Genomic DNA, 13045 nt, shown 5'->3' on the forward strand with positions numbered 1-13045 from the left:
AAATCTCTTTCCACGGCATCAACACCTCCCGCAAAACGGAAAGTGTTACCCATGTATCCGGTACGTTTCGTCACCTATCTCTCAGGTCGGGCATCACCCCACGCTCCGCACACAAAAAAAGCCCCGCCGAGGGCGGGGCCATGCGGTGACGTCTAGCGAGGGTTACCAGGTCTGGCGGGCGTACCAGTCGTCGACGTCCTTGCGGGCCTGGTCCTTGGCGTAGCCGTAGCGTTCCTGGATCCTGCCTTCGAGCTGTTCGCGCTTGCCTTCGATGCGGTCGAGGTCGTCGTCGGTGAGCTTGCCCCACTGTTCCTTGACCTTGCCCTTCACCTGCTTCCAGTTACCTTCCACGCGGTTCCAATCCATGGGATTTCCTCCATTTTGTTTTTCACACGTCGGACAACGCGTGAGGCGGGAAATTGTTCTGGCTTGCGGTCGATAAGGGGCTGTCATCCCGGGCAGGCGCCGGCCCGGTGGGGGGTAATCCGAGGGACGGTGGGAAAAGCAGGGTATCGCTCGCATTCTAGCGATTTCCGAAATGGGGCGGTAACGCGACGCTGCGACGATTGCCAAGGGGCCGCACAAGGAACGTGGCAATGCACCAGCTGGCAGGGAATGCGGGCAGGAAGCCCAGACGAGCGCTCCGGCGGCAGACCCGCGCGGAAGTCACGGTCATCCATATGGGCACGCAGACCGCCGGCGTGCTCCGCGACCTTTCACCGTCGGGCGCGGCGATCGACCTCATGGGCAATTTCCACGGCATCGTGGGAAGCCAGGTCAAGGTGAAGTGCGACGGGTTCTGCACGGTCGAGGCGCAGGTGCGCTGGCTACGCGAGCGCCGTATCGGCGTCGAATTCGATCCGAGTTCGAATACGGCCGCGAAAGTACATGCCTATTTCAAGTTCTATCACAGGGAACCGCTCGTTCCGGCGGGCTGACGCGATTGGTCGGCCTGGGCGGCATCCGCTGTGGGGGAGGCCTCTGAGCGTGAGCGTCCGCGTCAGCCGAAGGGCGACACGCACTGCCGGCGCGGTCCGCCATAGGGCTGGTAGCTGTTGTCCTGCGGGCGGTAGGAATTGTAGCGCTGCAGGCACCATTCCACATGGGCGTTGACCGGCATCTGCGCATTTTGGGCATAGGCGTCGTCTTCGAGATGGGCGGGTTCGGCCGAGGGCAGGCCGGAACGGGCGATGTCGCGGTAGGCGACTTCCTCCGCCATCTCGCTGCCTTCCGCGCCGACCGCCTGCAGGTCATCCATGAAGGGCGACTCGCACTGGCGGCGGGGGCCGCCATAGGGCTGGTAGCTGTTGTCCTCGATGCGATAGGAGCGGTATCTGCCGGCGCACCAGTGGGCGTGCGGGGTCGCGGCGAGTTCGACGGGATCCACGGCCCCGGTCGTGCCCTGGTCGAGACCCGGATCGGCATCGCCAGCCTGCCGGGCCGCCATTCGCAGCTTTTCCTTTTCCTCGGGCGGAAGTTCCACGGCCATCGCCGCGAAGACCGGGGGAACCGGCGCCGCCGCGATCCGCTCGTAGTCCTGGGCGGAGGGATTGACCTTTACAGGCGCGTTGGTCCAGAGCGGCGTACCGTCGAGGTTGGCGAAACGGTGCGGGTCCTCCTCCGCCATCAGCCGGATCAGGCCGATGAACCCTCCGATGAAAAGGAGCACTGCAAGACCGGTTGCGAGAACCAGCGAGACGAGCGATTTCATGGCATTCTCCGCATTCCGCATTCCCGCTCTAGAATGCGGGTTGTGCGGAGGAGTTCCGCGCAATGGCCGATGCTCGCCTAAAGTTCAGGTCCTGGTAACCGCCATCCCCTAGTCTTGGCGGCGGTCAAACCTGGAGATCGCAGTGAGAATTCTTGCCCTGTTCGCCGTCCTGATGCTTGGCGCCTGCGCCACCAACAGTCCGTCCGACTATCAGCCGCCGGAAACGACCCCCGTTTACGACTGAGGCCTAACGCTCATCCTGCCGCCAGGCGTTTTCCACGAGCCAGCCGAACAGCCAGGCTTCCGCCTTCCAGCGCCATTCCTCGGTCGGTTCGCCGGTGATCTGGGGGAGGCGTTCGCGCGCCAGGAACGGGTTGCTCTCGTGCCCGAGGCCGCGCGTCCTTGCGGCCATGCCATCCTGCTGGAAATCGACGAGATTTTCGAACGGCACGGGTAACCTGCTGGCCTTAATGCAATATCAGTCGGGTCTAAATTTTCCCGGACCATGTCAGAGTCGTACCATAGTCGCAACGCTCACCTAGCAGATTGTGGGGGTTAAGTTGTTGAGCAGGATCAATGAGCCTGCGCGCGCCGCACGTGGGGGCCGGGCGGGATCGCAAATCGACGGCCAGGTGCCGGACGTCGTTCAGAAAACGGTCGCGACGGGGAGACCGACGGCCGGGGTCTCGGCCATGCCCGCGGAGGACGGAGCGATCGAGGCGCGAATGCGGCCCTTGCCGACCTCGATCACGTGGCGCATTGCCTGGACCGCCTTTTCCGGATCACGCGAGGCGATCGCATGGGCGATCCGGAGGTGGTTGGTGGCGACTTCGGCAATCTTCTCGGGAGAGGCTGCCGGCGAGGAGAGCTGGAAGGAGATCGCCAGCGCCGCCTCGACGATTGCGCTTGCCGACCGCATGAACGGATTGCCGGACATCCGCGCGATCGCCTGGTGGAACTCGAGGTCCACCTGGGCGATGGTTTCGGGCGTGTGGCTGATGTCGTCGAAGCGCGCGGCGATGGCGTAGAGCTGGACGATGTCGTCGTTGGAGGCGCGCAGGGCCGCCGCCGCCGCCGCCGCGGGCTCCAGCGCAAGCCGCATTTCGGCGAGGTGCTCGATGAAGTCGAAGTCGAGCCCGGACTGGCAGCGCCATCCGAGCACGTCGGCATCGAAGAAGTTCCATTTCGAACGGTCGAGGACGCGGGTGCCGACCTTGGCCTTGGGTTCGATCAGCCGCTTGGCGGCGAGCGTCTTCATCGCCTCGCGAAGGACGGTGCGGGAGACGCCGAAGCGGGCGGAGAGCTCCACGTCGCCAGGGAGAAGTGAGCCCTCGGGAATCCTGCCGGCGACGATCGCACTGCCAAGCTCGGCAACCACATGTGCGTGGCTGCTGCGACCCCTGTGGCCGGTGATCGTCGATTCAAGCAGTCCCAATCATGCCTCCTTCAGGCGCGCATCCGCCAGGCGCCCCTCGGCGAGCTTGCGATCCGAATACCATACAATGCCGCGCTGCAGGACAATGAAGGTGAACAGCAGGATGCCGATCACGATCTTCGTCCACCAGGAGGACAGCGTGCCGTCGAACACGATATAGGTCTGGATAAGCCCCTGTATCAGTATGCCGACAAACGTTCCCGCGACAAGTCCGGCGCCGCCGGTGAGCAGCGTCCCGCCGATCACGACCGCGGCGATGGCGTCGAGTTCAACCCCGACGGTGGCGAGCGAGTAGCCCGAAGAGGTGTAGAGCGTGTAGGCAATTCCGGCGAGGCCGGAGAGGAAACCGGACAGCGCGTAGATGCCGATCGTCGTGCGGCCGATCGGCACGCCCATGAGTTCGGCCGATTGCGGGTTGCCGCCGATCGCGTAGACGTTGGCGCCGAACCGGGTCCGCCCGGCGATGAAGGCGCCGACGATGAAGACGACCAGCATCAGCATGGCCATGGCGGTCAGGCGTCCGCCTCCGGGAAAGCGGAAATAGAAGCCTTGGATCGCGTCGATCACGGGATGGGAGATCGGCACCGATTGGGTCGAGATGAGATAGGCCACACCACGGGCAAGGAACATGCCGGCCAGCGTGACGACGAAGGGCGGGATGGCCAGGAAGCGGATCATCAGCCCCATGGCGGCGCCGAAGGTGGTGGAGATGGCGAGCACCGCCCCGAAGGCGACGATCGGGTTGACGCCGAGGCTGCCGATCATGACCGCGACGAAGACGCTGGTGAACGCGATCACCGAGCCGATCGACAGGTCGATGCCGCCAGACAGGATCACGAAGGTCATGCCGACCGCGGCGATGCCGAGGAAGGCGTTGTCGGTTAGGAGATTGCCGATGACGCGGGTCGACAGCATGTTGGGAAACTGCAGGACGCAGGCGAGGTAGGCGAGAAGGAAGATCGCGAGCGCCGCGACGAAGGGGAGGTTGCGGGTATGGATCACGGCGCCGTCCTTTCCGCCTTCACGGTTTCGACCGTCCGCCGCGACGGCTTCAGGAAGCCGAGCAGCGTGGCGACCGCGGGAGACTGGAGCGTCAGCACCAGGATGATGATGCCCGACTTGATGACGAGGTTGAATTCCGGCGGGAAGCCGGAGACGAGGATGCCGGTGTTGATCGACTGGATGATCAGCGCGCCGATGAGCGCCCCGAGGATGGAGAAGCGGCCGCCGTTCAGCGAATTGCCGCCGATCACCACGGCGAGGATGGCGTCGAGTTCCAGCCAGAGGCCGGCATTGTTGGCGTCGGCGCCGCGGATGTCGGCGGTGACGATCAGGCCGGCCACCGCCGCCATGATGCCGGAGACCGCATAGACGAAGAAGAGCAGGAAGCGGGCGCGGATGCCGGCGAGCATGGCGGCCCGCCGGTTGATGCCGGTCGCCTCGATGAGAAAGCCGAGCGCCGTGCGGCGCACCAGAAGGCCGACAAGGACGGCCGCGCCCACCCACATCAGGATCGGGATCGGCACGCCGGACACGGTTCCCGAGCCGAGCGCCGCGAAGCTCTCGTTGTTGAAGGTCAGGATGACGCCTTCGGTGACGAGCTGGGCGATGCCGCGCCCGGCCACCATCAGGATCAGCGTGGCGATGATCGGCTGGATGTCGAGGACGGCCACGAGGAAGCCGTTCCAGAAGCCGCAGAGCAGGCCGACTGCGAGCGAAACGACGATGACGGTCACCAGGGAGTGACCGTCGCTGATCAGGGTCGCCGCGACCGCGCCGCAGATGGCGATGACGGCGCCGATCGAGAGGTCGATGCCTCGGGTCGCGATCACCAGCGTCATGCCGATCGTCAAAAGCGCGACGGGGGCGGCGCGCACCATGACGTCCACCAGGCTCCCGTAGAGGCGCCCGTTCTGGAAGGTGACGTCGAGGAAGCCCGGCGACAGGATGGTGATCAGCGCGATGATGATCGCCAGCGCGGCAAGCTGCGGCGCGATACGGCGCAGATGGCGGGTCAGCGCGTTCATCAGGCGGCCTCCGTCTGCGATGGCGCCGCGATTGCCTTCATGATGTTGTCGGCGGTGATATCCTCGCCGGTCAGTTCCGCCACATGGCGTCGGTCGGCAAGCACGATGACCCGGTGCGCGACGGCCGTCAGTTCCTCCAGTTCGGAGGATATGACCACGAGCGACATGCCTTCGGCGCACAGCTTCTCGATCATCTTGAGGATTTCCGCGTGCGCACCGATGTCGATGCCGCGGGTCGGCTCGTCGAGGATCAGCAGGCGCGGATGGGTGGCGAGCCAGCGGGCGAGGATCGCCTTCTGCTGGTTGCCGCCGGAGAGGAACTTGATGGGGCGATCGGGATCGGGAGGCCGGATGTCGAGCGACCTTATGTATTCGTCAGCCAGGTTCCGCCGGTCGCGCGGCGAGATGGGCCTCGACCACCCCTGTCTTGCCTGCAGGGCGAGCGCGATGTTCTCGCTCACGGAGAAATCGCCGATGATGCCGTCCGTCTTGCGCTCCTCCGGGCAGAAGCCGAAGCCGTGGCGGATGGCGGTCTCGGGAGAGGCGATGCGGACCTCCCTGCCGTCGATCCGGGCGGTGCCGCTGTCTGGCGCATCGACGCCGAAGAGCAGGAAGGCGGTCTCGGTGCGGCCGGACCCGAGCAGTCCCGCAATGCCGACGACTTCGCCGGGCCGCAGGTCGAGATCGAAGGGGGCGACGCTGCCGCGTCTTCCGTAACCGGAGAAGCGGATCGGAGCTTCGCCCCTGTCGACGGTGGCCTCGACCGCATGGTGTTCGTGGGTGATGTGCTGGAGTTCGCGGCCGAGCATCATCGAGATCAGTTCCATGCGCGGCAGGTCGGCGATCGCCCGGCTTCCCACGAGGCGGCCGTTGCGCAGGACGGTCACCCGATCGGCGATCGCGTAGACCTGGTTCAGGAAGTGGGTGATGATGATGATGCCGAGCCCCTGGGCGCGGAGGCGCCGCAGCACGGCGAAGACCATCTCGACCTCGTGGGCATCGAGGCTCGCCGTGGGCTCGTCCAGCACCAGGACCTTCCCCGAAAGGTCCACGGCGCGGGCGATGGCGATGATCTGGCGGATGGCGACGGAGTAGGAAGAGAGGAGGGCGTCCACGTCGATGTCGAGACCGTAGCCTTCCAAGAGGTCACGGGCCCTCCGTCGCATTTCCCGCCTGTCGACAAGACCGAACCGGCGCGGCTGGCGGCCGAGAAAGAGGTTTTCGGCAACCGTGAGGTTCTCCAGGAGGTTTACCTCCTGGTAGACGGTACCGATGCCGAGCGATTGCGCCTCGGCGACGTTGCCGGGCTCGATCCTTTCCCCGTCCAGGGTCACGGTGCCGCGGTCGCGGCTGTAGACGCCGGTCAGTATCTTGATGAGCGTCGACTTGCCGGCGCCGTTTTCGCCGAGAAGAGCGTGGATCTCGCCGCGGCTCAGCGTGAAGTCGACGCTGTCGAGGGCGGTGATGCCGAGAAAGCTCTTGCCGATGGCGCGGGCTTCCAGAAGGGGAGTGGGTTCCATGTGCGGGATGTCCTGCGGCCTGCGGCCGGAAGCGCATGGGCGTTTCCGGCCGTCTGGTTCAGGGAAGAGGCGCCACTTGCGCCTTCTCCGGCTCGATCAGTAGCCGAGGCCCTTCTTGGACTCGTAGACCTTCATCGGGTCGTCCGCGGCGGTATAGAGCTTGGATTCCGTCTGGATCCACTTCGGCGGCTCCTTCTTGTCCTTCAGGTAGGCATCGAGGACGTCGAATGCCGGGCCCGCCATGTTGGGCGTCAGTTCCACCGTGGCATTGGCTTCCCCGTCGGCCATCGCCTTGAAGATGTCCGGCACGGCGTCGATCGAGACGATCTTGATCTCCGTGCCCGGCTTCAGGCCGGCCTCCTTGATCGCTTGGATGGCGCCGACGGCCATGTCGTCGTTATGGGCATAGACGGCGCAGATGTCCTTGCCGCCACCTTCCGCCTTGATGAAGCTCTCCATCACTTCCTTGCCCTTGGTGCGGGTGAAGTCCCCCGTCTGCGAGCGGGCGATCTTGATGTTGGCGTGGCCTGCGATGGCTTCCTCGAAGCCCTTCTTGCGGTTGATGGCGGGCGAGGAACCGGTGGTGCCCTGGAGTTCTACGACCTTGCAGTCCTTGTCGCCGACTTCCTTTACCAGCCAGTCGCCGGCGACCTTGCCTTCATGGACCTGGTCGGAGGTCACGGCGGTGAGGTAGAGGTCCTCGGGCGCCTCGATCTGCCGGTCGAGCAGGATGACCGGGATTTCCTCCTCCTTGGCTTCCTGGAGGACGGCATCCCAGCCGGTGGCCACGACGGGAGCGACGAGGATGGCGTCGACGCCCTGTGCGATGAAGCCCCGGATCGCCTTGATTTGGTTCTCCTGCTTCTGCTGCGCGTCGGCGAATTTCAGGTCGATGCCGCGCTTCTCCGCTTCCTGCTTGGTGACGGTGGTTTCGGCTGCGCGCCAGCCGGATTCCGAGCCGATCTGCGAGAAGCCGACGGTCAGGGATTGTGCGGAAACGGTGGATGCCAGGCATGCGGAAAAGGCGACGGTAACCGCCGCGAGAGCCTTCTTCATCTTAGATCCTCCCAGAAGATGATGGCCTATGGACAACACAGAGTTGGCATATTGTCATACTTTTGCAAGACGTTTTTGATGCTCCACCACCAGGGTCCATTGGAAGCTATTTTGAATGACCACTCAGGCCATTGAAATCAAATGGAAATATTAGGCTTCTCTGTAAGGGTTGTCAGACAGCCTGATATTCTGTGCTCTGCTTGACAAGGTCGCGTTTCCTCCAATAGTGCTATTAATGTTCCATCTGTGACGGTGGTGCGGGGAGGTGCCATGGCGGCATCCGTGAATGCGCAGGTAGAGGGTCAATGCTTCGAATTCTTCAGGTACGTGAGGGCGACAGCCAGGTGGTGGTCGCGTGGGACGGTGTTGGGGCTGCGCGAACTGTCCGCGGCGTCACGTCCACCTATGAACTGGCCAAAGCTGCCATCGAGGCAGGCCAGTCGCTTGCCGAGAAGATCGACGCGCTCGGCTATGGAGCCGAGGTGGACCTGGATCGTGCCCGTAGCGAAGGCCGCCTCGGTCTTCCCGTCGCGCATCCCGATCCGGCGCATTTCTTCGTGGCCGGAACCGGCCTGACGCATCTCGGCTCCGCCGACGGTCGCGACAAGATGCACAAGGCGGCGCAATCGGCCGAGAAGCCGACCGATTCCATGCGCATGTTCCAGATGGGCGTGGAGGGTGGCAAGCCGGCCGAAGGGCAGGAGGGCGTGCAGCCGGAATGGTTCTACAAGGGTGACGGGTCGCAGTTGCGCGCCACCGGCGAGGATCTCGTCTCGCCGGGTTTCGCGCTCGACGGCGGCGAGGAGCCGGAACTGGCAGGCATCTACCTGATCGGCTCTGACGGCATTCCCTATCGTCTCGGTTTCTGTCTCGCCAACGAGTTCTCGGACCATGTGACGGAGAAGGGCAACTATCTGTGGCTCGCCCATTCCAAGCTCCGCCAGGCGGCGCTCGGTGCGGAATTGATCGTCGGCGACCTGCCGCAGAGCGTCGAGGGAACGTCCCGCATCCGGCGCGGCGACGAGGTCGTCTTCGAGAAGCCCTTCGTCTCGGGCGAGGCGAACATGTCCCACTCGATCGCCAATCTCGAGCATCACAACTTCAAGTACGATCTCTTCCGGCGGCCAGGCGACCTGCACGTCCACTTCTTCGGCACTGCGACGCTCTCCTTCTCGGAAGGCATCAAGACGGAGCCAAACGACGTCTTCGAAATCTCCGCGGAGCCCTTCAAGCTGCCGCTGGTCAACCGGTTTACCGTCGCCACGTCCACCTCCGTCCCCGTCCGCAAGCTCTGAGGCCGAGATGACCATCCGCCTCGCCATCGTCGGGCTCGGGAAGATCGCAAGGGACCAGCATCTCGGTGCGATCGAGGCGACCGACGGCATCGAACTCGTGGCGGTGGCGAGCCGCAATGCGACGCTGCCGGGCGTGGCATCGTTCAACGACATAGACGAGCTTCTGGCGTCGGATGTCGAGGTGGATGCCGTCTCCCTCTGCACGCCGCCGCAAGGGCGCTTCGCCCAGGCGCGCGCGGCGCTTTCCGCCGGCAAGCACGTCATGCTGGAGAAGCCGCCCGGCGCCACGCTGTCGGAGGTCCATGCGCTCGAGGCCCTCGCCAAGGCGAATGGCGTCAGCCTGTTTGCCACCTGGCATTCCCGCGAGGCGGCGGCGGTGGAGCCGGCGAGGGCGCTTCTGGCCCACCGGACGCTTCGGCGCGTCGTGGTGGAGTGGAAGGAAGACGTCCGCCACTGGCATCCGGGCCAGGCCTGGATCTGGGAGCCCGGCGGGCTCGGCGTCTTCGACCCGGGCATCAACGCGCTGTCGATCGTCACCCGCATCCTGCCGGAGGCGTTCCACCTTACGCGCTCCGACCTGTTCTTTCCGGAAAACCGCGCCGCGCCGATTGCAGCGAAGCTCGCCTTCGAGACCGGTTCAGGAGTCCCGGTGGAAGCGGAGTTCGACTGGCGGCAGACCGGGCCGCAGACCTGGGACATCCGCATCGACACGCAGGAGGGGCCGGTGGTGCTGACCCATGGCGGCAGCCGGCTGATCGTGGACGGCGAACCGCGGATCGTCGAGAAAGACCAGGAATATCGCAACCTCTACCGCCACTTCGTGTCGCTGGTCGGTGACAGCCTGATCGACGCCGATTTCTCGCCGCTGGTGCATGTCGCCGACGCATTCATGCTGGGGCGGCGCACGGGTGTCGAAGCTTTCGAGGACTGACGGCCTTTTGACTGTCCGTCCCTTATTTCACGCATGAGAAGAAGAACATGAGCAATTCAGAAAACCTGCCGTCAACCGAGATCGCCGAAACGGATCACCGCCGCGGGGAGGTGCGCAAGCTGCGCTCGCGCGCCTGGTTCGACAACCCGGCCAATGCCGACATGACGGCTCTCTATCTCGAGCGCTACATGAACTTCGGCCTCAGCCAGGCGGAACTGCAGTCGGACCGACCGATCATCGGCATCGCCCAGACGGGCTCCGACCTCTCGCCGTGCAACCGCCATCACCTGGAACTTGCCAAGCGCCTGCGCGAAGGCATCCGGGAAGCGGGCGGCATCGCGATCGAGTTCCCGGTCCATCCGATCCAGGAAACGGGCAAGCGCCCGACGGCCGGCCTCGACCGCAACCTCGCCTATCTGGGTCTCGTGGAGGTCCTTTACGGCTACCCGCTCGACGGCGTCGTGCTGACGATCGGCTGCGACAAGACCACGCCGGCCTGTCTGATGGCGGCGGCCACCGTCAACATCCCGTCGATCGCGCTCTCGGTCGGCCCGATGCTGAACGGCTGGTTCCGCGGCGAGCGGACCGGATCCGGCACCATCGTCTGGAAGGCCCGCGAACTGCTGGCAAAGGGCGAGATCGACTATGCCGGCTTCGTGAAGCTGGTCGCCTCATCGGCGCCGTCCACCGGCTACTGCAACACGATGGGCACGGCGAGCACGATGAATTCGCTGGCTGAGGCGCTCGGCATGCAGCTTCCCGGCTCCGCCGCGATCCCCGCACCCTATCGCGACCGGCAGGAGGTTTCCTACCTGACGGGGCTGCGGATCGTCGAGATGGTGAAGGAGGACCTCAAGCCCTCCGACATCATGACCCGCGAAGCCTTCATCAATGCCATCCGCGTCAACTCGGCGATCGGCGGCTCCACCAACGCGCCGATCCACCTGAACGGTCTTGCGCGTCACATGGGCGTCGAGCTGACGGTCGACGACTGGCAGACCTATGGCGAGGACGTACCGCTGCTCGTCAACCTGCAGCCGGCCGGCGAGTATCTCGGCGAGGATTACTATCATGCCGGCGGCGTGCCTGCCGTGGTCAACCAGCTCATGCAGCAGGGCCTGATCCACGAGGATGCCCTGACGGTCAACGGCAAGACGATCGGCGAGAACTGCCGGGGCGCGATCATCGAGGACGAGAAGGTCATCCGTCCTTACGACGCGCCGCTCAAGGAGCGCGCCGGCTTCCGCGTGCTGCGCGGCAACCTGTTCTCGTCGGCGATCATGAAGACCAGCGTCATCTCGCCGGAATTCCGCGACCGCTATCTCTCGAACCCCGAAGACCCGGATGCCTTCGAAGGCCGCGCCGTGGTGTTCGACGGGCCGGAGGACTACCACAAGCATATCGACGACCCGGCACTTGCCATCGACGCATACTCCATCCTGTTCATGCGCGGGGCCGGGCCGATCGGCTACCCGGGTGCGGCCGAAGTCGTCAACATGCGGGCGCCCGACTATCTCCTGAAACAGGGGATCACCTCGCTTCCCTGCATCGGCGACGGCCGCCAGTCCGGGACGTCGGGCAGCCCGTCCATCCTCAACGCTTCGCCCGAGGCGGCGGCCGGCGGCGGCCTGGCGCTTCTGAAGACGGGCGACCGCGTGCGCATCGACGTCGGCCGCGGCACGGCAGACATCCTGATTTCCGACGAGGAACTGGCGGAACGTCGCCGGGAGCTCGAGGCGCAGGGCGGCTACCACTATCCGAAACACCAGACGCCCTGGCAGGAAATCCAGCGGACCTTTGTCGGTCAAATGGAATCCGGCGCGGTTCTCGAACCGGCCGTGAAATACCAGCGGATCGCGCAGACGGAAGGCATTCCGCGCGACAACCACTGAGTTCATGAGGCGGAGGCAGGAGGCCTCCGCCTTTTCATCTGGGGCGTGAAGCCCGTTGCTTAGGAGGAGCAGACATGAAACTCATCAAGTACCTGACGACAGCCGCGATGCTGGCGTCGATGGCATTCGCCGCACCCGCGTCCGCACAGGACAAGGGCCTCGTCGGCGTCGCAATGCCGACCAAGTCTTCCGCGCGGTGGATCGCGGACGGCGACAACATGGTGAAGGTGCTGCAGGAGCGCGGCTACGACACCGACCTGCAGTATGCGGAAGACGACGTGCCGAACCAGCTTTCGCAGATCGAGAACATGATCGTGAAGGGCGCCAAGGTGCTGGTCATCGCCTCGATCGACGGCACCACGCTTTCCGACGTGCTGCAGCAGGCCGCGGACCAGGGGATCAAGGTAATCGCCTATGACCGCCTCATCCGCGACAGCCCGAACGTCGACTACTACGCGACGTTCGACAACTTCCAGGTGGGCGTCCAGCAGGCCCAGTCCCTCGTGGACGGGCTCAAGGCCAGCGGCAAGGAAGGCCCCTACAATATCGAACTCTTCGGCGGTTCGCCAGACGACAACAACGCCTACTTCTTCTACGACGGCGCCATGAGCGTGCTGCAGCCGATGATCGACAGCGGCGAACTCGTCGTCGGCAGCGGCCAGACCGGCATGGATAAGGTCGCCACCCTTCGCTGGGACGGCGCAACCGCCCAGGCCCGCATGGACGCCCTGTTGAGCTCCACCTATGCGGACAAGCGTCTCGACGCGGTGCTGTCGCCCTATGACGGCATCTCCATCGGCATCCTGTCGTCGCTGAAGGGCGTCGGCTACGGCAGCGGCGACATGCCCATGCCGATCGTGTCCGGCCAGGATGCGGAAGTGCCTTCGGTGAAGTCGATCCTTGCCGGCGAGCAGTACTCGACGATCTTCAAGGATACCCGCGAGCTTGCGAAGGTCACGGTCGATATGGTTGACGCCGTGATGGGCGGCAAGGAGCCGCAGGTCAACGACACCAAGACCTACGACAACGGCGTCAAGGTCGTTCCGTCCTACCTCCTGAAACCGGTCGTCGTGAACAAGGACAACTGGAAGCAGGTCCTGGTCGATAGCGGTTACTACACCGAAGACCAGATCCAGTAAGGCATCGGAAGGCGCCGGCGATTGCCGGCGCCTTCGCAT

General features: G+C 64.7%; 13 protein-coding genes. 5 read left to right on the forward strand and 8 right to left on the reverse strand.

Annotated elements, in window-relative coordinates; translation table 11 throughout:
* Positions 1-162 precede the first annotated feature (162 nt).
* On the reverse strand, positions 163-366 hold the full coding sequence (locus tag ACWGPT_RS17775; RefSeq protein ID WP_452606968.1) for a CsbD family protein: 204 nt from the start codon (positions 364-366) through the stop codon (positions 163-165).
* A 230-nt stretch (positions 367-596) separates the two neighbouring features.
* On the opposite strand from ACWGPT_RS17775, the gene ACWGPT_RS17780 reads away from it, so the two are divergent.
* Complete coding sequence (locus tag ACWGPT_RS17780; RefSeq protein ID WP_452606969.1) at positions 597-938, forward strand: PilZ domain-containing protein; 342 nt, start codon at positions 597-599, stop codon at positions 936-938.
* 62 nt (positions 939-1000) lie between these two features.
* Here ACWGPT_RS17780 and ACWGPT_RS17785 read toward each other — a convergent pair whose 3' ends face one another.
* The 7 genes from ACWGPT_RS17785 to ytfQ all read right to left on the reverse strand — a co-directional run bounded on the left by ACWGPT_RS17785 (position 1001) and on the right by ytfQ (position 7749).
* Positions 1001-1711: a BA14K family protein gene (locus ACWGPT_RS17785; protein ID WP_452606970.1), complete on the reverse strand. Its 711-nt coding sequence runs from the start codon at positions 1709-1711 to the stop codon at positions 1001-1003.
* 247 nt (positions 1712-1958) lie between these two features.
* Positions 1959-2162 (reverse strand): CrpP-related protein, encoded by a 204-nt coding sequence (locus ACWGPT_RS17790; protein WP_452606971.1) that lies wholly within the window; start codon positions 2160-2162, stop codon positions 1959-1961.
* Positions 2163-2357: 195 nt separating this feature from the next.
* Positions 2358-3146, reverse strand: a complete 789-nt coding sequence (locus tag ACWGPT_RS17795) for a FadR/GntR family transcriptional regulator (protein ID WP_452606972.1) — start codon at positions 3144-3146, stop codon at positions 2358-2360.
* Entirely contained in the window at positions 3147-4145 is a 999-nt protein-coding gene (gene yjfF, locus ACWGPT_RS17800; RefSeq protein WP_452607073.1) for a galactofuranose ABC transporter, permease protein YjfF, read from the reverse strand.
* The gene (locus ACWGPT_RS17805) at positions 4145-5173 is read right to left on the reverse strand and encodes an ABC transporter permease (protein WP_452606973.1); all 1029 of its coding nucleotides are present in this window, start codon (positions 5171-5173) and stop codon (positions 4145-4147) included. The genes yjfF and ACWGPT_RS17805 overlap by 1 nt, the downstream gene beginning before the upstream one ends.
* The gene (gene ytfR / locus ACWGPT_RS17810) at positions 5173-6693 is read right to left on the reverse strand and encodes a galactofuranose ABC transporter, ATP-binding protein YtfR (protein ID WP_452606974.1); all 1521 of its coding nucleotides are present in this window, start codon (positions 6691-6693) and stop codon (positions 5173-5175) included. The genes ACWGPT_RS17805 and ytfR overlap by 1 nt, the downstream gene beginning before the upstream one ends.
* A 96-nt stretch (positions 6694-6789) precedes the next feature.
* On the reverse strand, positions 6790-7749 hold the full coding sequence (ytfQ, locus tag ACWGPT_RS17815) for a galactofuranose ABC transporter, galactofuranose-binding protein YtfQ (protein ID WP_452606975.1): 960 nt from the start codon (positions 7747-7749) through the stop codon (positions 6790-6792).
* Positions 7750-8054: 305 nt separating this feature from the next.
* Here ytfQ and araD1 point away from each other — a divergent pair, with 305 nt between their 5' ends.
* The 4 genes from araD1 to chvE all read left to right on the forward strand — a co-directional run bounded on the left by araD1 (position 8055) and on the right by chvE (position 13006).
* Entirely contained in the window at positions 8055-9044 is a 990-nt protein-coding gene (gene araD1, locus ACWGPT_RS17820) for an AraD1 family protein (RefSeq protein ID WP_452606976.1), read from the forward strand.
* A 7-nt stretch (positions 9045-9051) separates the two neighbouring features.
* Positions 9052-9975 carry a Gfo/Idh/MocA family protein gene (locus tag ACWGPT_RS17825; protein WP_452606977.1) on the forward strand — a complete coding sequence of 308 codons (924 nt, stop codon included), beginning with the start codon at positions 9052-9054 and terminating at the stop codon, positions 9973-9975.
* 47 nt (positions 9976-10022) lie between these two features.
* Entirely contained in the window at positions 10023-11867 is a 1845-nt protein-coding gene (locus ACWGPT_RS17830) for an IlvD/Edd family dehydratase (protein WP_452606978.1), read from the forward strand.
* A 74-nt stretch (positions 11868-11941) separates the two neighbouring features.
* Positions 11942-13006, forward strand: coding sequence for a multiple monosaccharide ABC transporter substrate-binding protein (gene chvE, locus ACWGPT_RS17835; protein ID WP_452606979.1), 1065 nt, complete (start codon positions 11942-11944; stop codon positions 13004-13006).
* Positions 13007-13045 lie beyond the last annotated feature (39 nt).

The organism is Pseudorhizobium sp. NPDC055634 (assembly GCF_053618655.1).